Source organism: Nonomuraea glycinis (assembly GCF_014646515.1).
In the GTDB taxonomy this organism is placed as follows: Bacteria; Actinomycetota; Actinomycetes; order Streptosporangiales; family Streptosporangiaceae; genus Nonomuraea; species Nonomuraea glycinis.
In genome coordinates, this window is record NZ_BMNK01000007.1 from 88,475 (window position 1) to 111,780 (window position 23,306).

Genomic DNA, 23,306 nt, shown 5'->3' on the forward strand with positions numbered 1-23,306 from the left:
ATCGTTACAAAACGCCGGGGCCGGACCTCCGGGCCCTCGCCGGGGAGTGCCGCAGGAAATCAGAAGCCCTCCGCGGGCGTTGTACCAGGAGCGCTGTCAGGGGCCTGACCAGCGAGGCCCGGTGACCTCCGCCGGGCCTCGGGGGACGTAGAAAGCAGAGGTGGGGCTCCCGATCAGGGGCCTACACTGAATGGTATGCACACTCCCGATTGACCGGCGCCGCGCGCCCAATCCCTCGTTTCCTACCTCGGGAGTGTTTCCTTCGCCATGATCATTGCCACTGATATCGAACTGCGTGCGGGCTCGCGGTTGCTCATCGAGAGCGCCTCCTTCCGCGTCAACCCCGGAGACAAGATAGGGCTCGTCGGCCGCAACGGCGCGGGCAAGACGACCCTGACCAAGGTGCTCGCGGGCGAGGCCCTGCCCGCCGCGGGCACGGTGACCACCGCCGGCGCCGTCGGCTACCTCCCCCAGGACCCGCGCACCGGCGACCTGGAGGTGCTCGCGCGCGACCGCATCCTGTCGGCGCGCGGTCTCGACGAGGTGCTGCGCAAGCTGCGCGCGGCCGAGCTCGGCATGTCCTCGGCCGACGAGCGCACCCAGGAGAAGGCCGTCAGGCGGTACGGCCGCCTCGAGGACCAGATGCACGTCCTGGGCGGCTACTCGGCGGAGTCGGAGGCCGCCTCCATCGCCTCCAGCCTGGGGCTCGCGGACCGGGTCCTGGGGCAGCCGCTGAAAACGCTTTCTGGCGGCCAGCGCAGGCGGGTCGAATTGGCGCGCATTCTTTTCAGCGGAGCGGAAACTCTCCTTCTGGACGAGCCGACAAACCACCTAGATGCTGACTCAATCGGGTGGCTTCGTGATTTTTTGCGCTCTCATCAGGGCGGCTTGGTGATCATCAGCCATGACGTCCAGCTTCTTGAAGCCACGGTCAACAAGGTCCTCCACCTCGACGCCAACCGGTCCTCCGTCGACCACTACAACGTCGGCTGGAAGACCTATCTGGCGCAGCGCGAGACCGACGAGAAGCGCCGCAAGCGCGAGCGGGCCAACGCCGAGAAGCAGGCGGGCGCGCTGCTCGCGCAGGCCGACAAGATGCGCGCCAAGGCCACCAAGGCCAAGGCGGCCCAGGACATGATGCGCCGCGCCAACCGGCTGCTGTCCGGCACGGAGGAGGTGCGCCAGGGCGACAAGGTCGCCAAGCTGCGCTTCCCCGACCCCCAGCCGTGCGGGCGCACCCCGCTGATGGCGGAGGGCCTGTCGAAGTCCTACGGCTCCCTGGAGGTCTTCACCGACGTCGACGTGGCCATCGATCGAGGTCACAGGGTCGTCATCCTCGGCCTCAACGGCGCCGGCAAGACCACGCTGCTGCGGTTGCTCGGCGGGGTCGAGCAGCCCGACACCGGCGCGATCAGGCCCGGCCACGGCCTGAAGGTCGGCTATTACGCCCAGGAGCACGAGACGCTGGACAGCGGCAGGACCCTGCTGGAGAACATGCGCTCGGCGGGCGGCACGTTCACTGACACCGAGTTGCGCAAGGTCCTCGGTTCCTTCCTGTTCACCGGCGACGACGTCGACAAGCCCGCCGGAGTGCTCTCCGGCGGCGAGAAAACCCGTCTGGCGCTGGCCATGCTGGTGCTCTCCAGCGCCAACGTGCTGCTGCTCGACGAGCCCACGAACAACCTCGATCCGGTCAGCCGGGAGCAGGTTCTCACCGCTCTGAGGTCATATTCAGGATCAATCGTCCTGGTTACCCACGACGAGGGTGCCGTTGACGCCCTTTCACCGGATAGGGTGATCTTGCTGCCAGACGGAACTGAAGACGCGTGGAGCGAGGAATTTTCCGATCTTGTGGCACTTGCCTGATCTTAATTTGGGTGGGTACGGATCTTTTCCCGTGGAGTAGGTAGCCGATCCCGCTGAAATGACTGATCATGGCGGAGTAACGCTGCGGAAGTCCGGCACTACAGGAGGTACTCGTGGCCGAGACACTGAAGAAGGGCACCCGGGTCACCGGGGCCGATCGAGAGAAGCTGGCCGGAGATCTTAAGAAGCGCTATGCCGCGGGTGAGAGCATCCGCGCCCTGGCCGCTTCAACCGGTCGGTCCTACGGGTTCATCCACCGCATCCTGAGCGAGTCCGGAGTGACTCTGCGCGGGCGCGGCGGGGCGACCCGAGGTAAGTCCAAGCGCTGACGGCCGTCTCGGAACGTGCGACCGCAGCCGCTCGTCCCTAGCCTGCCACCGTCGCGCCCGAGCCAGAATCATATTCTGTAAGCTCGGGCGCGACGGACAGTGGACGAGGGAGCGGGCGATGTCGGAAGCAAAGGCGCCACATCAGCGCGGGGGGTACACGGAGGACGTCTTCGCCGAAGAACTGGCGGAGATCGGACTGCGCTTCGAGGTGGACGGTGAGATCGCGACGATCACACTGGACCGGCCGGACAAGCGAAACGCTCAGACGTTCGCTACCTGGTCGGCCCTGGCCCGCATCGGCGACATTCTGCCGGAGCAGGTTCGCGTGGTCGTGGTGAACGGTGAGGGACCGTCCTTCTCGGCAGGGATCGACCTGCGCATGTTCACACCTGAGGGGGTGCCCGGCCAGGGCTCGTTCAGCTCCGCGGCGCGGCTCGACAACGCGTCGTTCGAGAAGCTGCTCGAGCAGGCTCAGCAGGGATTCCTGTGGCTACGCCGCCCAGAGATCGTTTCCATCGCGGCCGTGCGGGGACACGCGGTCGGCGCGGGATTTCAGCTCGCGCTCGCCTGTGACCTGCGCATCGTGGCCGACGATGTCAAGTTCTGTATGAAAGAGCCCGCACTGGGGCTGGTGCCCGATCTGACCGGCACAAAGCCGCTGGTCGACCTGGTCGGCCTGGCCAAGGCGATCGACATCTGCCTGACGGCCAGGGTCGTGGAGGCGGACGAGGCTTTCCGCATCGGCCTGGCCGAGCGCGTGGTCGCCGGGGGGGACCTGGCGAAGGCCGTACACGACAAGGCCGCGCAGCTGCTGTCGACCAACCGGGACGCGGCGGCGGCGACCAAGCGACTCCTCCAGGGGGCGCAGGGGCGCACCCTGGAGGAGCAGCGCGCCGCGGAGGGCGCCGAGCAGGCCCAGCGGCTGAGAGCCCTGTTCGCCGGCGGGTCGTGAGCCGGGTTTCGCCTTGAGCTGACGCGGGAATCGCCGGACGACACCGGGACGCTCTGCTGAGGGAGGAGGGACTCCCTATATGGCGATGATGGGCGGCGGCTTCGGTCCGTCGGTGTGGGCCTCGCTGCGACGCGACGGCTCGGTGACCAAACAACGGCTCTCGCCTGGCACGGTCAGGCGCATCGCCGGCTATGCCAGGCCCTATACCAAGCAGATCGTCGCCTTCCTGCTGCTGGTGGTGGCGGGAGCGGTGATCGTGGTCGCCAACCCGCTGCTGATGAAGGCGATCATCGACGACGGCATCCTGGCCAAGCGCAGCGAGGTCGTGATCGGCCTGGCCGTGGCGATCGCGGCGCTCGCGCTGGTCGACGCCGGTCTGACCCTGGTGCAGCGCTGGTTCTCCTCCCGGATCGGCGAAGGGCTGATCTTCGACCTGCGCACCGAGGTGTTCGACCACGTCCAGCGGATGCCGGTGGCGTTCTTCATGCGCGCGCAGACCGGCGCGCTGGTCTCCCGGCTCAACACCGACGTCATCGGCGCCCAGCGCGCGCTGACCAGCACGCTGTCGTCGGTGGTGTCCAACGTGGTCAGCCTGGTCCTGGTGCTCGGCGCCATGCTCGTGCTGTCGTGGCAGGTCACGGTGGTCGCGCTGGTGCTGCTGCCGATCTTCATCGTGCCCGCCAAGTGGGTCGGCCGGCGCATGTCGGCGCTGACCCGCGAGCAGATGCAGCTCGACGCCGAGATGAGCTCGGTCACCACCGAGCGCTTCAACGTGGCCGGCGCGATGGTGGCCAAGCTCTACGGCAGGCCCGAGGACGACGCGCGGATGTTCGGCGACCGGGCCGCCAGGGTCCGCGACGTGGGCGTCACCGTCGGCATGTACGCCACCGTCTTCCGGGTCGCGCTCGGCCTGGTCGCGGCGCTGGCGACCGCGCTCGTCTACGGCATCGGCGGCGTGATGGCCGTCGGCGACGTGTTCGAGCTCGGCACGCTGGTGGCGCTGGCGGCCCTGCTGATGCGCCTCTACGGGCCGCTGACCTCGCTGTCCAACGTGCACGTGGACGTGATGACCGCCCTGGTCAGCTTCGACCGGGTCTTCGAGATCCTCGACCTGGAGCCGATGGTCAAGGACAAGCCGGACGCCCGGCCGCTGCCCGCCGGGCCCGTCACGATCGAGTTCGACGACGTCCGCTTCGGCTACCCGTCGGCCGAGGAGGTGTCGCTGGCCTCGCTGGAGTCGGTCGCCAGGACGGAGACGGGCGGCCCGTCGCAGCAGGTGCTGGACGGCGTGTCGTTCACGGCCGCGCCAGGCTCGCTCATCGCCCTGGTCGGCCACTCGGGGGCGGGCAAGACCACGATCACCGCGCTGGTCTCCCGGCTCTACGACGTCAACGAGGGCGCGGTACGGATCAACGGGATGGACGTACGGGACGCCACCCTCGCCTCGCTGCGCGACACCGTGGGCGTGGTCATGCAGGACTCGCACCTCTTCCACGACACCATCGGCGTCAACCTCCGCTACGCCCGCCCGGAGGCGAGCGAGGAGGAGATGTGGGCGGCGCTGCGGGCCGCGCAGATCGGCGAACTGGTCGAGGCGCTGCCCGACCAGCTCGACACGGTCGTCGGCGACCGCGGCTACCGGCTGTCCGGCGGCGAGAAGCAGCGGCTGGCGCTGGCCCGGCTGCTGCTGAAGGCGCCGCGCGTGGTCGTGCTTGACGAGGCCACCGCGCACCTGGACTCGGAGTCGGAGGCGGCGGTGCAGAAGGCGCTCAAGACCGCCCTGCGGGGCCGCACCTCGCTGGTGATCGCGCACCGGCTGTCGACGATCAGGGAGGCCGACGAGATCCTGGTCGTGCACGACGGGCGCGTGGCCGAGCGGGGCCGGCACGAGGAGCTGCTGGCGCGCGGCGGCCTGTACGCCGAGCTCTACCGCACCCAGTTCAGCTCGTCAGATAGCCCAGCCGGGTGAGCTCCTGCTTGGCCACCTTCTCCACCAGCTCCAGGTCCTCGTGGCGCAGCCGGGTCCGCCATGAGCCCACCTCGGGGACGCGCGGGCCGTAGAGGGCGATCTTGGACACCCGGGTCTCCAGGAACTCCGTCAGCGTGGCCACCGACCGGGCGGGCTGCTGCACCAGGTCCTCATAGCGGAGGGTGAGGAGCTGGTCGGCGGGCAGCTCCTTACGCAGGCTCGCGCTCAGCCGCACCGCGCTGCGCCAGCGCAGCGCGCTCTTGCCCGCCACCGGCATGGTCTTCCACCGGTCGCGGTGCTCGTCGCGGTTGACGCCGAGGAAGGCGTTGGGGAACTCGGTGTCCTCCGGCAGCATCACCGGCTTGAACCAGGCCAGGCAGGCCGGGTCGTCCAGCATGTCGGCGGTCACGTCCCGGCCGTCGCGGATGAGCTGCACGAACCGGGCGTCGGGGAAGGCCTGCAGCAGCACCGGCGCACTGTAGATCAGATCGGGGCTGGCGTCGCCGAACCTGGTCACCTCGTCCGTCGACACGCACGGCCCGGTGGTGGTGACGCCGCCGGCCTCCCGGCACGGCTCCGAGCACAGGCCGCACGAGCCGCCCAGCACCTGCCACGACTCGGCGAGCGCGTCACGCAGCACGCGGACCGCGCCGGAGGTGCGGCCGATCGACGGCTTGCGGGCGAAGGCGTAGACCACATGGGCCACGCAGGCGCGGCCCATGGTCACGTGACAGCCGGGCGCGCGTTTCAGGGCACGGGCGAGCAGGTCCGCGCCGGAATGCGGAGCACCGAGCAGGAACACCGGCCTGCGGACCTTGATGCCGTTGACCACGAGGATGTGGGGCGGAAGTCGCATACGACAGGTAAGTGTGGCACCGTTTGGCAGGTGGGCGAGCCAGCGCCGGCCGGTGGTGAGCGAGCCGGCGCCGGGCCGGTCGTGGGCGCTGCCCGCGCAGGCCGTACGATGCCTTCGCCGGTGGGTCGCGCAGCTGGACCGGTCGGCGGCACCGCTCCCGCTCGTCATGGAGTTGATCGATGCAGCAAGGTGACACCGTCGCCGTCGTCGCCCCGTCAGGTCCGGTGGACGCCGTCCTGCTCGGACGCGGCACCCGGCGACTGGAGGGGATCGGGCTCAAGGTCGTCGTCGGCCCGCATGTGCTCGACCGTCAGGACCTGGGCTATCTGGCCGGTTCGGACGCCGCGCGCGCCGCCGACCTGGAGTCGGCCTGGTGCGATCCGGCGGTCGGCGCGGTCTTCTGCGCCAGGGGCGGCTACGGTGCGGCCAGGCTGCTCGGGCTGCTCGACTGGGATCGCATGCGGGCCGCCGGGCCGAAGACCCTGATCGGCTCCAGCGACATCACCGCGCTGCACCACGCCTTCGCCGCCGAGCTGGGGGTGCCCACGCTGCACGGCCCGATGCCCAGTGGCCTGCTCCTGGGCGGCGAGCAGGGGCCGGAGCCCGCGACGTGGGAGCACCTGCGGGCGGCCCTGTTCGGCACGCCCGCGCCGGTCACCGGTGACCTGGTGCTCGCGCCGGGCCGGGCCACCGGCGTGCTCAGCGGCGGCAACCTGTCGCTGCTGGCCTCCCTGTGCGGCACCGGCTACCAGCCGTCGTTCGCCGGCCGGATCGCGCTGCTGGAGGACATCGGCGAGCAGCCCTACCGCGTCGACCGCCTGCTCACCCAGCTCCTGCAGTCGGGGGCGTTCGCCGGCGTGCGGGGGATCGCGCTCGGTTCCTGGGTCGACTGCGGCGACCCCCTTCCGGTGCTGCGGGACCGGCTGCTGCCGCTCGGGGTGCCGATTCTGGCCGGGCTGCCCATCGGTCATGGGTCTCCACAAATGAGTGTGTGGCTTGGGGCTCTTGGGGTTATCGATACCGAATCGTGCTCGCTGTCTGGTCCGTTCTGGAACGAGGAGCAGGCAAGGTAGAACGCATATGCGGACGAAACCGACAGAGAAGGACACGGCACGTGAACCTCTTCAAACGTGACCGGGAGTCCGCGCGCCGCACCGAGGACGTCGACCTCGACTCTCTGCTCGCGCTCGTCGCGGACTCCCACGGCCACACCTGTACGTTCGCCGCGGACGGGGGTTCGCTGACCCTCGGCGGCGGCCGGGAGATCCTCGTCCGGCTGACCGGACTGCGCCGCGAGGTGGGCCGCCGGCCCAGGGAGGACTGGCCGATCCTCGTCTCCGAGCACCTGGCGCACGCCGTCGCCGCCGCCGACGATCTGCTCGATGTGTGCGACCTGGAGCAGGTCGCGGCGCTGCTGTCGACCCGGGTCGAGGCCGTGGACGAGGTGGCCGACCTCACCCGGGTGGTGGGCCGGCACCTCAACGGCGACCTGGTGGAGCTGCTCACCGTGGGGTCCCGGCCGGTCCGCCCCGAGGAGGCCGGCTGCTGGCCGCTGCCCACCGCGCAGGCGCTCGACCTGGCCGTCGCCAACGTCAGGCGGGCGGACAAGCTGTCGGTGGAGGCCATCGAGCTGTCCGGCACCCCGGTCACCCGGCTCACCGGGCACACCCCGGCCGCGGCCACGCACCTGCGCTGGCTGGAGGACTATCTGCCGGTCCCCGCCGACGGGGCCCTGGCCGTGCTGCCCGACCCGTACACCGTGCTGGTGCATCCGGTGGACGGGATCGGCGTGGTGCGCGCCATCGAGCGGCTGCGCGTGCACGCGGCCCGCACCGGCGGGCTCAGCGCCCAGGTCTACTGGTGGCACGACGGGCGGCTGACGCTCATCAAGGCCGACCTCGTGCTGCAGCGGGGCCAGACGCGGCTGGTCGTGGCCCCGCCGCCGGAGTTCGCTAGAGTGTTGGCCCGCCTGGCCGCGTGACGTCCTTGGCCAGCGCCCGCGCGGCGTGGATCAGCGGGACGTGCGAGAAGGCCTGCGGGAAGTTGCCGACCAGCCTGTCGTAGCGCGGGTCATACTCCTCGGCGAGCAGCCCGACGTCGTTGCGCAGCGCCAGCAGCCGCTCGAACAGCGCCTCGGCCTCGTCCTTGCGCCCCTGCATGGCCATCACCTCCACCAGCCAGAAGCTGCACGCCAGGAACGCGCCCTCGCCGCCCGGCAGGCCGTCGACGTCGTTGTCCTCCGCCACCGGATAGCGCAGCACGAACCCGTCCGACATCAGCTCCTTCTCGATGGCCGCCACGGTGCCGGTCACGCGCGGGTCGTCCGTCGGCAGGAAGCCCAGCATCGGCATCAGCAGCAGCGCCGCGTCCAGCTCGTGCGAGCCGTAGGACTGGGTGAAGGTGTTGCGCTCGGCGTCGAAGCCCCTCTCGCAGATCTCGGCGTGAATCGTGTCGCGCAGCGTCCTCCAGCGCTCGACGGGCCCCTTGCGGTCGAACCGCTCGACGTACTGGACCGCCCGGTCGAGCGCCACCCAGCACATCATCTTGGAGTGCACGAAGTGCCGGCGCGGGCCGCGCACCTCCCACAGGCCCTCGTCCGGCTCGTCCCAGTGCTCCTCCACGTAGTTGAGCAGCTCCCGCTGGATGGCCCAGGCGCGGTCGTCGGGCGCCAGGCCGGAGTTGCGCGCCAGGAACAGGCAGGCCATCACCTCGCCGTAGACGTCGAGCTGGAGCTGGTTGACCGCCTGGTTGCCGATCCGGACCGGGCGGGAGCGCTCGTAGCCCTCCAGCCAGTCGAGCTCCAGCTCGGGCAGACGGCGCTCGCCCGCGACGCCGTACATGATCTGCAGGTCCTGTGGCCGGCCGGCGATCGCCCGCAGCAGCCAGGTCCGCCAGGCTTCGGCCTCTTCCAGGTAGCCGTTGCCGATCAGCGCGTCGAGCGTCATCGTGGCGTCGCGCAGCCAGCAGAAGCGGTAGTCCCAGTTGCGCACCCCGCCCAGGTCCTCCGGGAGCGAGGTGGTGGGCGCGGCCACGATCCCGCCGGTGGGGGAGTAGGTGAGCGCCTTGAGCGTGATCAGCGAGCGGACCACGGCCTCGCGCCACGGGCCCTGGTGGGTGCACGCGCCGACCCAGTCCTTCCACATGTCCTCGGTCTCGGCGAGCTGGGTCTCGCCGTGGATCTGCCGGGGCATCGGCTCGTGCGACGGATGCCAGGTGAAGACGAACGACAGCCGCTGCCCCGCCTTCACCTCGAAGTCCGCCACGTGCGCGTAGTCGCCGCCCTTGAGCGGGACGGGGGAGTGCAGCCAGACCGAGTCCGGGCCGCCGACCGCCTGCAGGTGGCCCTCGAAGCGGCGCATCCAGGGCACGATCCGGCCGTAGTCGAAGCGGATCCGTAGCTGGGTGGACATCTGGACGGTCCCGGACACGCCCTCCACGATGCGGACCACGTCCGGGTTGACGTCGCGCGGCGGCATGAAGTCGATCACCCGCACGGTGCCCGTGGGGGTGTCCCACTCGCTCTCCAGGATGAGGGTGTCGGGCCGGTAGTGGCGTCGGGTGGCGGGCTTGCGGCCGACGGGGCCCAGCCACCAGTGACCGTTGTGATCACCGCCGAGCAGCGCGGCGAAACAGGCCGGTGAGTCGAACCGGGGCAGGCAGAGCCAGTCGATGGAGCCGTCCCTGGCCACCAGTGCCGCCGACTGCATGTCCCCGATGAGCGCGTAGTCCTCGATCCGCATGACCTGACGCTACTCGGAGAAGGGGTGATCACGCGGCCGAGTCCGGTCATGTCGCGTCATGCCGGTCCGGCCACGTGATCAGATCTGTGTCCTGCCCCGGCGGGGGCGGGTATTCACCTCAGCGGGAACCAGCGGGTGAACAGCTGGGTCAGCGGGCCCACGGCCAGCGCGAACACCAGGGTACCCAGGCCGACCGTGCCGCCGAGCAGCCAGCCGGCCGCCAGCACCGTGATCTCGATGAGGAAGCGGCTCAGCCGTACGGACAGGCCGGTCCTGACCAGGCCGGTCATGATCCCGTCGCGGGGTCCCGCGCCCAGGCCGGCGCTGATGTAGAGCACGGTGGCCAGCGCGATCGACGTCACGCCGAGCGCCACGTAGAGCCAGGCCAGGACGGGGTGACCGGCGGGCGGCAGCAGGTGGATGGCGGCGTCGGCGAACAGGCCGACGAAGATGACGTTGCTGACCGTGCCGAGGCCGGGCCGCTGCCGCAGCGGGATCCAGGCCAGCATGACCAGGGCGCCGACCACGATGATGACGGTCCCGATCGACAGGCCCGCCCGCAGACCGACACCCTGGTGGAAGACGTCCCAAGGGCCGTTGCCGAGTCCGGACTCGACCTGGAGGCCGATGCCGGTGCCGTAGAGGGCCAGACCTCCGTACAGGCGGGCCAGTCGGCCGGGCAGGCCGCTGACGGCAGGTATTGTCGCTTCGCTCATAATGACCTCAGCGTGACATGGCACAACTTGCCAAAACAGGGCCAATCATCAAAAGTGGCCCTATGAGGCATTTGTCCGCAGGTCAGGTGGCCCGGCTCGTCGACGTCAGCCCCGAGGCGCGGCCCTACTACCGCGCGCTCGCCGACGGCGTGCGCACCGCGGTCATGGACGGGCAGATCCCGGTGCGGGTGCGCATGCCCGCGGAGCGCCACCTCGCCGAGGCCCTCCAGGTCAGCCGCAACACCGTGACCGCCGCGTACGACCTGCTGCGCGAGCGCGGCTTCCTGGAGAGCAGGCAGGGCTCGGGCAGCTACACCGCGCTGCCCGATCCGGCCGTCAGCTCCGACAGCCCCTGGCTCGCCGCCTACGACGACGGCCTGATCCAGCTGCACGCCGCCGCCCCCGCCGCGCCCCGCGCGATGCGTGAGGCGATGCTGGAGGCCGTCGACGACGTGCCCCGCTACGGGATGGGCAACGGCTACCACCCGCTCGGCCTGCCCCTGCTGCGCGAGCGGATCGCCGCCTACTACACCGCGCGCGGCGTGGCCACCCGGCCGGAGCAGATCCTGGTCACCACCGGCTCCCAGAGCGCCATCAACATCGTGCTCGGGACGCTCGTCGGCGTCGGCGACGCGGTCGTCGTCGAGTCGCCCACCTACCCGCACGCCATCGACGCGGCCCGCCTGCGCGGCGCCAAGCTGGCGTCCGTCGGCGTCTCCGCCGAGGGATGGCGGCTCGATCTGGTGTCCGGCGCCATGCGGCAGTCCTCGGCCCGGCTGGCCTACCTGATGCCGGACTTCCAGAACCCCACCGGCGCCCTCATGGACGACCCCGCCCGCGCCGCCGTCACCGAGGCGGCCAAGGCGACCGGCACCCTGCTGCTCGTCGACGAGGCCTGGGCGGAGCTCGAACTGGAGGAGGTGCCGGGCACGACGCCGATGGCCGCCTTCGGCCACGACGGCCAGGTGATCACCATCGGGTCGGCGTCCAAACTCTGGTGGGGCGGGCTGCGCATCGGCTGGGTCCGCGCCACCGCCGCGCTGGCCCGCCGGATGGCCCTGCACCGGGCGTCCAAGGACATCGCCAGCCCCGTGCTGGAGCAACTCGTCGTGGCCCGGCTGTTCGACCGGCTCGAAGAGACCAGGGCCGAACGCCGCCGCAACCTGCGCGCCTCACGCGACGCGCTGGTGGCGGCTCTGCGCGAGCACCTGCCCGAGTGGGAGTTCGCGGTGCCGCGCGGCGGCGGCACGCTCTGGATCCGGCTCGACACCGGCTCCGCCGTCACCCTCGCCGAGGCCGCCGCCTGCCATGGGGTACGACTCGCGCCCGGCCCCTGGTTCGGCCTCGAAGGCACCCTGGAGGGTTACCTGCGCCTGCCGTACACGCAGCCGCCCCAGGTGCTGCGCGAGGCGGTCGCCCGGATCGCCGAGGCCCGCCACCGCGGCCGGGTCGGCTCCGTCCCCCTGCCGGACACGCTCAGCCCGACGGTCTGAGCCGACATCCGCGGCGACCGTCACGTCTGGTCGCCGACACCCGCGGCGGCGGTCACGTCTGGTCGCCGACGCCTCTGGCCAGGGGGGCGCGCCAGTTGTAACGCATGGCGGCGAGGCGGAGGCCGGTGGCGAGGACGGCGGCGGCCAGGGTGGCGGGCCAGCCGTACACGCCGGCGATCGACAGGCCGGCCAGCGCGGTGGAGCCCAGCAGAGCGGGCAGGGCGTAGAGCTGCCGGTCGTACAGCAGGGTGGGGATCTCGCCCGCCAGTATGTCCCGCAGCATGCCGCCGCCCACCGCCGTGGTGACGCCGAGCAGCGTCGCGTGCAGCGGGCTCAGGCCGTAGTCCAGGGCCTTGGCGGTGCCGACCGCGCAGAACAGGCCGAGGCCGGCGGCGTCGAACACCAGGATGGCGGGCATCACCCGGGCCACGTGCGGATGGAAGAAGAAGACCACCACCGCCGCCGCCAGGGGGACCACCACGTAGCCGACGCTCTGGAAGGCGGCGGGGCGCACGTTGAGCACCAGGTCGCGGACGATGCCGCCGCCCAGCGCGGTGATCTCGGCCAGCACCGCCATCCCGACCACGTCGAGTCGCTTGCGCACGCCCATGAGCGCGCCCGACAGGGCGAAGACGAAGATGCCCACGAGATCGAGAAGTTCGGCCACGGTGGCAATGTCTACCGGATCGGCGGCGGCTCGGGCACGTGGTGCTCCGACATCATCACCCGCAGCCTGCGGGTGAACATGAACAGCGCCAGGCCGGCGACGATCGCCATCGCGGCCAGCAGCAGGTAGTAGGCGGGCTCGGACAGCACGTCGCCGAGCCGTCCGGTCTGCCCGCCGACCGCGTCGCCGACCGACACCGCGATGAACCAGACGCCGAGCATCTGCCCCTTGAACGCCGTCGGCGCCAGCTTGGTGGTGACCGACAGCCCGACGGGGCTGAGCGACAGCTCACCGAAGACCTGGATCAGGTAGACCAGCACCAGCCACCAGACCGTCACCCGGCCCCCTTGGGCCAAGGACGCGGCCAGCGCCATGACCACGAAGCTCAGGCCCACCATGACCAGCGCGAAGGCGAACTTCTGCGGCGTGCTCACCCGCGTGCCCAGCTTGACCCAGAGCGCCGCGAACACCGGCACGAAGATCATGATGAACAGCGGGTTGAACGACTGCGTGGTCGCCGCCTGGATGGGGACGCCGAACAGCGACAGGTCGGTGTGGTTCTGGGCGAAGAAGAGCAGCTTGCTCGGCGCCAGGTCGTAGATCATCCAGAAGATCGAGGCCGCGACGAACAGCCAGATGTACGCCTTCATCCTCGACCGCTCGTCCTCGGTCAGGCCGTGGGCGCCGAGCATGATGTAGCCGAAGTAGAGGACCGGCACCACCAGGATGAGGACCGTCACCACCAGCGTGAACCGGCTGAGCGTGAAGGTGCCGCTCGCCGCCCACGCGCCCAGCGCGATCGCCGCCACCGCCACGGCGGCCGAGACGAGCAGGGCGAAGCGCCGCATCTCCCGGGGCGTGAGCGGCACGTCGGGCCGCCCGCCGACGCCCCGCAGGCTCCTGCGGCCGCCCCACGCGTACTGGACCAGGCCCAGCGCCATGCCGACCGCCGCCGCGCCGAAGCCAAGATGCCATCGGTCGTCGGCCGCCAGCCGGCCGACCACGATCGGCGCGAAGAAGGCGCCGAGGTTGATGCCCAGGTAGAACAGGGAGAAACCGGCGTCCCTGCGGGCGTCGTCCTCCTCCGGGTAGAGCTTGCCCACCATGACGGAGATGTTCGGCTTGAGCAGGCCGGTGCCGGCGATGATGAGCAGCAGGCCCAGCCAGACGAAGAACGGCGTCGGCACCGGGACGGCCATGCTGATGTGGCCGCACATGATGACGAACCCGCCCCAGAGCACCGACCTGCGCGGGCCGAGGATCCGGTCGGCGATCCATCCGCCGGGCAGCGCCACCAGGTAGATCAGCGCGCCGTAGACGCCGACGACCGCCTGCGCGGTCTCCTCCGTCATCCCCAGCCCCTGGTGGGCGGGGGAGGCCACCAGGAACGTGGCCAGGATGGCGCGCAGGCCGTACCAGCTGAACCGCTCCCACATCTCCGTGCCGAACAGCGTCGCCAGGCCCCAGGGGTGGCCGAAGAACGTCCTGCCGCCGTTGGTCATCCCAGCCCTCCTCCGGACACGAAAAGCGTGCGACCCATCACTCTAGGTAATGAGTGGATCAGACTCTTGCCGCTCCTCGCCCGGTGTGGTGCGATGCATGCCAACCGTGCAAGTGGTTACTGACTGGAGGCGGGTGCCATGGCCGATGTCCTCGGAGTCCGGGCGGAGATCGAGCGGCAGATAGCCGGTCGCACCGTCTGCGAACAGCTCAGGCAGGTGGCGGAGAGTCACCCCGACGCCCCCGCCTACTCCGACCCGGTCGAGGGCGGCGGCTGGGCCACCCTCACCTACGCCGAGGCGCGCGGGCGGGTGCTGGAGATCGCCGCCGGGTTCGCCGCGCTCGGGCTGGAGCCGGGCGAGTCGGTGGCGATGATGATGGTCAACAGGAGCGAGCACGTCCTGGCCGACCTCGGCGCGGTGCACGCGGGCGGGGTGGGCTGCACCGTCTACTCCACCTTCGCGCCCGACCAGATCGCGTTCGTCGCCGGCGACGTGGGCGCCAGGATCGCCGTGCTCGGCGGGCCCGCCGAACTCGCCCGCTGGGCGCCCGTCCTCGACCGGCTGCCCGGCCTCCGCAAGATCATCATGTTAGAAGGCGCGCCCGGCGACGACGAGCGGTTCATGCCCTGGCAGGACTTCCTCGACCTGGGCCGCGCCCGGCTCGCCGAGGACCCCGCCGGGGTCGAGGACAGATGGCGCGCGGTCGCGGCCGGCGACGTCGTCACCGTCCTCTACACCTCGGGCACCACCGGCATGCCCAAGGGCGTCCCGCTCAGCCACACCAACGTCTTCTACGAGGTCGAGTCCACCGACAGGCTGACCGCGCTGCCCGTCCAGGGCACCCAGATCTCCTACCTCACCTACGCGCACATCGCCGAGCGGGTGCTCAGCCTCTATCTGCCGCTGGTGAAGGTCTCGCACGTGCACTTCTGCACCGACCTGGCCAACCTCGGCGCCACGCTCGGGCAGGTCAAGCCGATGATGTTCTTCGGCGTGCCGCGCGTGTGGGAGAAGATGATGGCCCGTCTGCACGCCGTGCTCGCCACCCAGCCCGCCGAGCAGCAGGACGCCGTACGGCAGGCCATGGCGGCAGGCGTCGCCTACGTGGAGGCCGGGCAGTGGGGCGGCACCGTCACCCCCGAGATCCAGGCCGCCTACGACCAGGCCGACGGCTCGCTCCTGTCGATCATCCGCGGCATGATCGGCTTCGACCGGGCCCAGTGGACCGCCACCGGCGCCGCGCCGCTCTCCGACGAGGTGCGGCGCTTCTACGCCGGGCTCGGGCTGAAGGTCATCGACGTGTACGGGATGACGGAGACGACGGGCGCGTTCACCGGCAACAGCCCCGCCTGCTACCGGCTCGGCACCGTCGGCAGGGCCGAGCCGGGAGTCGAGGTGCGCATCGCCGAGGACGGCGAGATCCTCACCCGCAGCCCGCTCAACACCAGCGGCTACATCAACCGGCCCGAGGCCACCGCCGATCTCATCGACGCCGACGGCTGGGTGCACACCGGCGACATCGGCACCGTGGACGACGACGGGTTCTATCGGGTCGTGGACCGTAAGAAGGAGCTGATCATCACCGCCGGCGGCGAGAACATCTCTCCGGCCGAGATCGAGAACCACCTCAAGGAGCACCAGCTCATCGGTCAGGCCCTCGCCTACGGAGACAACCGGCCGCACCCGGTGGCGGTGCTCACCCTCGACGGGGAGGTCGCGCCCGGCTGGGCGCAGGCACGCGGCATCACCTTCACCGACCTCACCGACCTGGCCGCGCACCCGGACGTGCTCAAGGAGGTGGAGGCGGCCGTCGAGGCGGCCAACGCCAAGCTCGCCCGGGTGCAGCAGGTCAAGAAGTGGGTGCTGCTCGGCACCGAGTGGACGATCGAGACCGAGGAGCTGACCCCCAGCCTGAAGCTGAAGCGGCGCGTCGTGCACGCCAAGTACGCCGAGCTCATCGAGGGGCTCTACGCCGGCTGACCTGCAGTTGCCGGCTGACCTGTAGGTGCCGGTCGATCTGAGGGTGCCGGTCGATCTGGAGGTACGGTCCCGCCCGGCCGGTTTTTGCCATCCGGGGCGTGTGTCGTGGTCCTGGACATTACCGGGCAGTTCTTACCGTCTTGATCATGACCAGAAGCCTTCTCCTCGTCTCGCTCGCGGCGGGGGCGCTCACGGTTCCCCTGCCTGCGTCCTCCGCTGCGGCCGAGCCCGCCATCCGTCAGATCAACGTACGGCCCGCGGCCCCGGTGGTCGGGGCCGGGAACTCCGTCCGCCTGGTGATCGACGTGGTCGCCAAGGGGGTGAGAGGACAGGACGGGGTGAGCATCAAGGTCGAGCCGGGGGCGCCGCCCGGCCCCGACCAGCGGCCGTCCGCGCCGCCGCCCTCGGACGACTCCGATGACCAGCGGCCCTCGGACGACTCGGACGATCGGCGGCCCTCGGACGAATCCGACGAGCGGCGGCCCTCGGACACCGGCGACGACACGTGGTCCAGAACCGGCGAGCCGCCGGTCCAGGAAAGCTGGGACGAATGGTCCGACGAGCCATCTTCGGAGAACGCGGAAGGCTGGTCCGAATCGGACGACTCGCCCGCCGCCACGAACGACGAGTCGCGTAAGGAGCCGTCCAGCCGGCAGCGCGCCGAACCACCCGCCAAGATCCGGCCGAATGCCAAGTCCCCGGCCGGGGCCGGGACCCGCCCGGACGCTGAATCGCCGACCGGGGCCGAGATCCGCCCGGATGCCGAATCACCGGCCGAGGCCGAGATTCGCCCGGACGCTGAGTCACCGGCCGAGAGCGAGATCCGGCCGGACGCCGAGTCGCCGGTCGGGGAGCGTTCCGCCGAGGGGGAAATCCCGGCCGCCGAGTCGGCGAAGAAGGAAGCCTCGTCCGCTGAGGCCGCGCCGCCGGCCTGGAGCCTCGCCCCCGATTCCATGCGGATGCGTGGTGGCTGGCAGACCTGGCGCTTCCTGCCCGACAAGCCGCTGAATCGGTATTACCCCGCCGGCACCTGGACCATCACCGCGACCGCCAAGGGCCCGAATGGGACGAGCGTGACGTCGTACGCGTCGTTCCAGCTCAGGCGGGAGAGCAAGCTCAGCACGGTGCGGGTGGCCAGGGCAGGCGACGCCCAGGGTGTACGGCTGAGCGGCTCGCTCACCAGGCTGGACCCGCGCGGCACGACCGATTTCTCGCCGTTCGCCCGGCAGCGGGTGGAGATCCTCTGGCGCGAGGACGCGACGGGGGCGTGGCGGCGGGTCGCCGAGGCCACCACCACCGCCAGCGGCGCGTTCCATCGCACCGTCTCCGGCCGGCCCGGCGGCGACTGGCGCGTCCGCTACCTAGGAACCGGACACTACGCCCCAGACGACTCGAAAATCCGACAAATCAACTAATAACGCAATAAAACAACACCAATAGCGATAAATGCCGTACGTCGTGAGATGTCGTTGTTAAATCGTGATCCGGCTTCCGAGAACTTTTCTTTACCCAAACGCGTCAATCGCGTTGACGCACCCCGTTCGGTGTGCGTCCCACACGGGGAAGGAAGTCACCCTCATGATGCGACGTCTCGCCGCCGGAGTAGCGGCGGCCGCCTTGGGCGCCACGGTGCTCGCGGGGGCCGCAGCGCCGGCCATGGCCAGTTCTGCCAACGACGGCGGTCACACCAGCCTCTCGTTCGACGTCAACCCCGAGCCCGCCTGGCGCGGTCAGCCGGTGACGGTCTCGGGCAGGCTGTCGGTGCGCTGCGACGAGGACTACATCAAGGGCTTCGTCGTGGTGCACCACGCGAACCACTGCGCGGACGAGGGAAGCTGGGACCGCCTCAGCTGGAAGTCGATCGCCATCCTCTTCCAGCCGGCCGGCAGCGGCCAGTGGCACCACGTCAAGTCGGTGAAGACCGGGCGCGACGGCTCCTTCGAGACCAGGGTCCGGGCCTACGAGTCCGGCACCTGGCGCGCGGTCTTCGAGGGCTCGCGCCACCTGGAGTCCTCCACTGCCACCGACTGGGTGAAGGTCATCGGCCACCACCGCAACAGGCACCACCACTAGCCTCCAGCGGGCGGTCACGCCCCGGGAAGCGACTCGACGCCCGGCCACTCCATGGAGTGGCCGGGCGTTCGGCGTTCCCGGGGCGACAAGAGGCGCGCTGGAGCGCTGGGCGTTCGGCGTTCCCTGGGCGACCGGCGGTGCCCTTCATCAGAAGAGGCTCCCCTTCTGGGGCAGGTCCACGACGCCGGCGAGGGCCAGCGCGGTCACGGCGAGCGCGGTCGCCAGCACCAGCCAGGTGACCGGGTGGCCGATGTTGAGCGTCCAGGAGGAGCCGAGGCGGGCGGGCACGAGCAGCGCGGGGTCGGACCGGTTGGCGTAGACGGCGCCCGCCAGGAACCAGTGCCTGTCGTCGTCGCGCTGGACGACCCCGGACTCCTCCTCTTCCTCGCCGGGCAGCGCGGGCAGGCGGTGTCCCGCCCGGCCGACGCGTGCCTCCCATATCAGCCAGGGGACCAGAAGGGCGGCGATCGGCAGATAGGCGGTGACCCGCCAGAAGAGGGTGAACGGGACGATCTCCCACAGCGGCAGGGCCGACAGGAGCAGGCCCAGGTTGAGGCAGGCGGCCGACACCAGCGACAGCACGGCGACGCCGCGCAGGTAGACGCGGTAGCGGCGGGCCGAGCCCGTGGGCTTGGCCGCGTCGAGGTCGGGGCGAGCCCGCAGCACGACGTAGATCATCGCGAGGACGACCAGGCCGATGGCGAGCTGGTAGATCACCGGCTCCAGGACGGCGGTGGGGGTCGCCGGGACGCGGCGGGCGGGGTCGATCCCGAAGCCGCGCCACAGCGGCAGCGTGGCCGGCGGCTCGCGGAGACGTGACCAGCCGAGGCCCGCCGTGACGAGCAGGACGGCCAGCCCCGGCAGCCCCCAGAGCCACGGCAGCCGGACCGGGTCGGTGCGGAAGGTGGTGTCGACGGTGACGCCCTGGCGTCCCTCGGCCTGCCAGCCGCCGGCCCGTTTGGCCCGGCGGATCCTGCGGTGGGCGCGGTAGTAGAGCGCGAGCTGGACCAGGCCTAGGGCGGTGGCGGTGACGCCGATGGCGGGCGGCCGGTCCGTCGCGGTGATGAGGGCCGTCACGGGGATCGAGACGACGGTGGCCACCGTGGCCGCGAGGACGGTCAGTCGCGCGTAGGCGCTGCGCTCGGCGACGACGGCCGGGTCGGACGCCCTGCCGGCGGACACCCGCACGCCGAAGGCCAGCGTCGCCCCGGCCAGCGCGGGCAGCGCCAGCATGAGGCAGGTGACCAGCGCGATGGCCGCCAGGTCGGCGGCCAGGAACAGCGTCACGGCGTCATCCTCTCTTCCGACGCGAACCCGGCGAGGATCGCCGCACACCGTCGCATGACCTCCTCGCGGCCCAGGCCGTGGACGGTGGCCTCGGCCAAAAGCACCCGCATGCGCTCCTCCCAGTCTTCGGCGAATCCGGCCTCCGGCGGACCCGAGGAGTGATCTCGCCGGATGACCGCGCCGCTCTTGCGGTTGATCCGGATAACGCCCTGCTGCCGCAGGAGGTCGTACGCCTTGTTGACGGTGTGGAAGTTGATGCCGAAGTCCGCGGCTAGCTGCCGGGTGGACGGCAGCGGATCGCCCTCCCGCGCCTCTCCGCGAGCGACCGCTTCCACGACCCGGTCCCGGATCTGCAGGTAGATCGGGACCTCGCTGTCCAGATCAAGAGTCAATTGCACGGCCTGAGCCTACCTGATATACACCTAGTAGAACAGATAGAACATGACGCCAAAGTTCTGAGGGGGACACATGATCCAGAGGATCCGGCAAGGGACGCCGACCGAGCACATCGCTCCCCGGGCCAGGCTGTTCGGCAGGACGGGCGCGGTGGTCGCGTGACCGGCATTCAGGTGCGCGGCCTGACCAAGAGGTTCGGACCCGTCGCGGCCGTCACCGACCTCAGCTTCGACGTCACACCGGGGACGGTCACCGGCTTTCTGGGACCCAACGGCGCGGGCAAGACCACCACCATGCGGATGCTGCTCGGTCTGGTCACCCCGACCTCCGGCACCGCCACGATCGGCGGCAGGCGCTACGCCGACCTGCCCAGGCCCACGGCGACCGTCGGCGCGCTGCTCGACGGTTCGGGCTTCCATCCCGCCCACACCGCCCTGGACCATCTACGCGTCTACGCCCGGATGGGCGGCTACGACGCCGGGCGCGTCGAGCGGGTGGCCGAGGAGACAGGGGTGTCGGCGTTCGCCCGGCGCATCACGCGCGAGCTGTCCACCGGCATGCGGCAGCGGCTCAACCTCGCCACCGCCCTGCTCGGCGACCCCCGGGTGCTGCTGCTCGACGAGCCGGGCAACGGCCTCGACCCCGAGGGCATCGCCTGGCTGCGCGGATTCCTGCGGGAGCGGGCCGCGCGGGGCTGCGCGGTGCTGGTCTCCAGCCACCAGCTCGCCGAGGTCGAGCAGGTGGCCGACCGGGTCGTGGTGATCCAGCAGGGGCGGCTGGTCGCGACCGCCACCACCGCCGAGCTGGCCGGCGCGCGCAGCGTGCTGGTGCGGTCACCACGGACGGACCTGCTCCGGACGTGCCTGCCGGCCGAGGGCGGCGAGGTGGAGGAGGCCGGATCGGGCGCCCTGCGCGTCCACGGCCTGACCACCGAGCAGGTGGCCACCGCCGCGGCGGCCCACGGCGTCCCGCTGTACGAGATCACCCCCGAACGCCCCACGCTGGAGAAGGCGTTCCTGCACCTGACGAAGGAGTCCCGATGATCGCGCTCATCGCGGCGGAGTGGCGGCGCCTGACCACCACCAGGCTCTGGCTGTGGGGGCTGCTGGCCGCGCTCGGCAGCGGCGCTCTGACCGGCCTGCTCGCGCTCGTTGGCCCGGAGAACTTCACCCCTCCGATGCCGGGCCTGCACACCCCCGAGGGCGTCACCGCGCTGCTCGGCCTGCTCGGCTTCACCGCGTTCGTCCCCGCGCTGCTCGGCACGGCCGCCGTGGCCGGCGAATACCGGCACGGCACCGTCTCCACGACCGCGCTGTTCGCGCCCAGGCGCTGGACCTGGCTGGTCGCCAAGCTGGCGGCGTACACCGCGGGCGGGCTCGGCTACGGCGCGGTGGCCACGGCGGTGGCGGCGGTCGGCCTGTTCGGCGCCGCTGCCCTCAACGGCGTCGAGCTCGGCCTGCCCGCCGGCGTGGTGTCGGCGCTGCTCGCCCGCATCGCCGCGACCATGGCCGTCTACACCCTGCTCGGCGTGGCCATGGGCGCCCTGCTGCGCAATCAGGTGACCGCGCTCGTCGTGGTCGGCGCGTACCTCTACCTGGCCGAGACCCTGCTGATGCTCATCCCGGGCGTCAAGGAGCTCTATCCCTTCCTGCCGGGCGGCGCGACCTCGGCGCTGACCGGGTTCACCCAGCTGGCCGACGCGATCGCCGAGCAGACCGGCGGCGCCGCCGTCGCCCTGCTGTCCGCCCCGGCGGGCGGCCTGGTGCTGCTCGGCTATGCGCTGGTCGCCTCGGCGATCGCCGTCCTGGTGCCGCTGCGGCGGGACATCACCTGACGGGCACCTGAAGCTCCTTGAAGCCGGCGATCTTCACCGTACGGGCGGAGGCGTCCGCGGGCAGTTCGAACAGGCCCCAGAACCGCCGGGACTGGCCGGGCCCGAACTTCTCGGTGGCCAGGCGCACGCCGGACACGTCGGTGCAGGCGCAGTAGGAGTCGACGCCGTCGCCGGTGGGCACCTGGAGCCTGCCGGGCAGATAGGCGCGCCTGGCGGTCTCGTCGGTGAGCGTGATGTTGCTCGCCGCCTGGTATTTGAACGACATCCAGTCCTTGGCCAGGTGCAACTCGTTGAACCAGGCCTCGCCGTCGCCCTCGTTCGTGACGGTGTAGGTCAGCAGGCCCAGGCCGCCGGGCAGCCGGCGCAGGCCGTTCACCGCCAGGGAGATCGGCTGACCGTCCGCCGTGGCGGTGCCCGTCAGGCCGCTCTCGTCGGGGGTCTCGGGGGTCTCGGCGGGGGAGGCCGTGGCCGGTTCCGGCGCGGCGGGCCGGGGCTTGGCGAAGGTGACCGTGACCCGGCGGTTGCGCCGCTTGCCTTCCTCGGTGTCGTTGCCGTAGAGCGGGCTGCGGGAGCCGTACCCCTTGGCCTGGAACGTGATGCCCTGCCTGGTCACCAGCGGGGAGAGAGCCGCGCGCACGGCCTGGGCGCGGCGCCGCGACAGCGGGTCGTTGATGGCGTCGGTGCCGGAGGAGTCGGCGTGGCCCGCGACGCGCACGGCGGCGCCGGGCGAGGCGTCGATCAGCTTGGCGGTGCGTGCCAGGATCGTCCGGGCCCGGCCGGTGAGCGTGGCCTTGTTCACCGCGAACAGCACGTCGGAGGAGAGGCTGACGCTCAGGTCCGCGCCGTCGTCGGTGGTCTCCTCCGTTCTGTCGAGGGACTGCGAGGGGGTCACGAGGCGGCGCGTGACGGTGGTGACGGGCTCGGCGTCGGGGTCGGGGACGTTCATGCCGGGCGGGGTGACGGGCGGCTCGTCGCTGATCGGCACGTCCGGCATGGGCGGGCCGAGGGGCGTGACGACCGTGGCGGTGTCCGGGTCGCCGGAGGGGGCCGGCAGGACCGCGTACACGTCGATCGACCGGCCGGCGTCGATGAAGTAGCCGAGGTCGTCGCGGTCCTGGTCGCTGCAGAGGCAGGGGGAGCCGGCCGGCTTGTAGGGCAGGATCCAGGCGCGGGCGCGCTCGTCGAGCACGCCGATGCCCGAGGCCCACCGGATCTGGCCCAGCGGGCGGGTGCTGTCGCCCATCTCGCCGGTCCAGGGGATGTGCTCGCCGGTGCCCGTGTGGCTGAGCCTGAGCTGGGCGACCAGGTGCTTGCCCTTGACCCGGTTGAGCCCGACGACCTCGACCTTGAGGTCCGGGGTGAGGGTGCTGCGCGACTCGGCCAGGGCGGGCCGTCCGTCCAGGCCGCCGGGGCTCGGGCCGGGGGAGGAGGGCGGTACCGCCGGAGCCCTGGACGGAGGGGGCTCCGCAGGCGGTGCGGCCGTCGGGATGACACCACAGGCGGACAGCCCCGCCGCCATGAGGGGCGTGAGGAGCGCGACAGGGATCCGATAGTTCACTTGACAGATGATGTCGTAGTTCCCAAATGTCTGCTTACGTCCCCTGTGCTGGCTGAAATTTCAGTACGGTGAGATGAAGTTCAGTGAT

The 23,306-nt window shown here is 71.1% G+C and carries 20 protein-coding genes; 12 read left to right on the forward strand and 8 right to left on the reverse strand.

What is annotated here, in order from left to right:
* Window positions 1-267 precede the first annotated feature (267 nt).
* The 4 genes from IEY87_RS20925 (at window position 268) to IEY87_RS20940 (ending at window position 5,116) form a co-directional block, all read left to right on the forward strand.
* Window positions 268-1,866, forward strand: a complete 1,599-nt coding sequence (locus IEY87_RS20925; protein ID WP_189140415.1) for an ABC-F family ATP-binding cassette domain-containing protein — start codon at window positions 268-270, stop codon at window positions 1,864-1,866.
* 113 nt (window positions 1,867-1,979) lie between these two features.
* On the forward strand, window positions 1,980-2,195 hold the full coding sequence (locus tag IEY87_RS20930) for a helix-turn-helix domain-containing protein (RefSeq protein ID WP_020547488.1): 216 nt from the start codon (window positions 1,980-1,982) through the stop codon (window positions 2,193-2,195).
* 118 nt (window positions 2,196-2,313) lie between these two features.
* The gene (locus IEY87_RS20935; RefSeq protein ID WP_189140416.1) at window positions 2,314-3,147 is read left to right on the forward strand and encodes an enoyl-CoA hydratase/isomerase family protein; all 834 of its coding nucleotides are present in this window, start codon (window positions 2,314-2,316) and stop codon (window positions 3,145-3,147) included.
* Between the two features lie 79 nt (window positions 3,148-3,226).
* Window positions 3,227-5,116, forward strand: coding sequence for an ABC transporter ATP-binding protein (locus IEY87_RS20940; protein WP_189140417.1), 1,890 nt, complete (start codon window positions 3,227-3,229; stop codon window positions 5,114-5,116).
* Here the strand turns inward: IEY87_RS20940 and IEY87_RS20945 are convergent.
* Entirely contained in the window at window positions 5,088-5,972 is an 885-nt protein-coding gene (locus IEY87_RS20945; protein ID WP_189140418.1) for a sulfotransferase, read from the reverse strand. The two genes, IEY87_RS20940 and IEY87_RS20945, sit on opposite strands and share 29 nt — an antisense overlap.
* Before the next feature lie 179 nt (window positions 5,973-6,151).
* Between IEY87_RS20945 and IEY87_RS20950 the strand changes: the two genes are divergently transcribed.
* Both IEY87_RS20950 and IEY87_RS20955 read left to right on the forward strand, forming a co-directional pair.
* Window positions 6,152-7,045: a S66 peptidase family protein gene (locus IEY87_RS20950; protein WP_189140419.1), complete on the forward strand. Its 894-nt coding sequence runs from the start codon at window positions 6,152-6,154 to the stop codon at window positions 7,043-7,045.
* Between the two features lie 41 nt (window positions 7,046-7,086).
* Window positions 7,087-7,953: a hypothetical protein gene (locus IEY87_RS20955; protein WP_189140420.1), complete on the forward strand. Its 867-nt coding sequence runs from the start codon at window positions 7,087-7,089 to the stop codon at window positions 7,951-7,953.
* On the opposite strand, the gene IEY87_RS20960 is transcribed toward IEY87_RS20955, so the two are convergent.
* Window positions 7,925-9,712, reverse strand: coding sequence for a glycoside hydrolase family 15 protein (locus IEY87_RS20960; RefSeq protein ID WP_189140421.1), 1,788 nt, complete (start codon window positions 9,710-9,712; stop codon window positions 7,925-7,927). The two genes, IEY87_RS20955 and IEY87_RS20960, sit on opposite strands and share 29 nt — an antisense overlap.
* Window positions 9,713-9,825: 113 nt before the next feature.
* On the reverse strand, window positions 9,826-10,428 hold the full coding sequence (yczE, locus tag IEY87_RS20965; RefSeq protein ID WP_189140422.1) for a membrane protein YczE: 603 nt from the start codon (window positions 10,426-10,428) through the stop codon (window positions 9,826-9,828).
* Window positions 10,429-10,490: 62 nt separating this feature from the next.
* On the opposite strand from yczE, the gene yczR reads away from it, so the two are divergent.
* Window positions 10,491-11,921: a MocR-like transcription factor YczR gene (gene yczR, locus IEY87_RS20970; protein WP_189140423.1), complete on the forward strand. Its 1,431-nt coding sequence runs from the start codon at window positions 10,491-10,493 to the stop codon at window positions 11,919-11,921.
* 52 nt (window positions 11,922-11,973) lie between these two features.
* On the opposite strand, the gene IEY87_RS20975 is transcribed toward yczR, so the two are convergent.
* Together IEY87_RS20975 and IEY87_RS20980 are read right to left on the reverse strand one after the other, a co-directional pair.
* Window positions 11,974-12,588 carry a trimeric intracellular cation channel family protein gene (locus IEY87_RS20975; protein ID WP_189140424.1) on the reverse strand — a complete coding sequence of 205 codons (615 nt, stop codon included), beginning with the start codon at window positions 12,586-12,588 and terminating at the stop codon, window positions 11,974-11,976.
* An 11-nt stretch (window positions 12,589-12,599) separates the two neighbouring features.
* Window positions 12,600-14,090, reverse strand: coding sequence for a peptide MFS transporter (locus IEY87_RS20980; protein ID WP_189140425.1), 1,491 nt, complete (start codon window positions 14,088-14,090; stop codon window positions 12,600-12,602).
* Window positions 14,091-14,228: 138 nt separating this feature from the next.
* Here IEY87_RS20980 and IEY87_RS20985 point away from each other — a divergent pair, with 138 nt between their 5' ends.
* From IEY87_RS20985 to IEY87_RS20995, 3 genes are all read left to right on the forward strand, one after another.
* Entirely contained in the window at window positions 14,229-16,070 is a 1,842-nt protein-coding gene (locus tag IEY87_RS20985) for an AMP-dependent synthetase/ligase (protein ID WP_189140426.1), read from the forward strand.
* A 146-nt stretch (window positions 16,071-16,216) separates the two neighbouring features.
* Entirely contained in the window at window positions 16,217-17,485 is a 1,269-nt protein-coding gene (locus IEY87_RS20990; protein WP_189140427.1) for a hypothetical protein, read from the forward strand.
* A gap of 163 nt (window positions 17,486-17,648) precedes the next feature.
* Entirely contained in the window at window positions 17,649-18,143 is a 495-nt protein-coding gene (locus IEY87_RS20995; RefSeq protein WP_189140428.1) for a hypothetical protein, read from the forward strand.
* Between the two features lie 147 nt (window positions 18,144-18,290).
* On the opposite strand, the gene IEY87_RS21000 is transcribed toward IEY87_RS20995, so the two are convergent.
* A complete protein-coding gene (locus IEY87_RS21000; RefSeq protein ID WP_189140429.1) occupies window positions 18,291-19,430 on the reverse strand; it encodes a DUF1648 domain-containing protein in 1,140 nt (379 codons plus the stop codon).
* Window positions 19,427-19,828: a GntR family transcriptional regulator gene (locus tag IEY87_RS21005; protein ID WP_189140430.1), complete on the reverse strand. Its 402-nt coding sequence runs from the start codon at window positions 19,826-19,828 to the stop codon at window positions 19,427-19,429. Before IEY87_RS21005 ends, IEY87_RS21000 begins: the two co-directional genes overlap by 4 nt.
* Before the next feature lie 156 nt (window positions 19,829-19,984).
* Between IEY87_RS21005 and IEY87_RS21010 the strand changes: the two genes are divergently transcribed.
* Together IEY87_RS21010 and IEY87_RS21015 are read left to right on the forward strand one after the other, a co-directional pair.
* The gene (locus tag IEY87_RS21010; RefSeq protein WP_189140431.1) at window positions 19,985-20,869 is read left to right on the forward strand and encodes an ABC transporter ATP-binding protein; all 885 of its coding nucleotides are present in this window, start codon (window positions 19,985-19,987) and stop codon (window positions 20,867-20,869) included.
* A complete protein-coding gene (locus IEY87_RS21015; RefSeq protein WP_189140432.1) occupies window positions 20,866-21,660 on the forward strand; it encodes an ABC transporter permease in 795 nt (264 codons plus the stop codon). Before IEY87_RS21010 ends, IEY87_RS21015 begins: the two co-directional genes overlap by 4 nt.
* Here the strand turns inward: IEY87_RS21015 and IEY87_RS21020 are convergent.
* Window positions 21,653-23,218: an OmpA family protein gene (locus tag IEY87_RS21020; protein WP_189140433.1), complete on the reverse strand. Its 1,566-nt coding sequence runs from the start codon at window positions 23,216-23,218 to the stop codon at window positions 21,653-21,655. The two genes, IEY87_RS21015 and IEY87_RS21020, sit on opposite strands and share 8 nt — an antisense overlap.
* Between the last annotated feature and the right edge of the window lie 88 nt (window positions 23,219-23,306).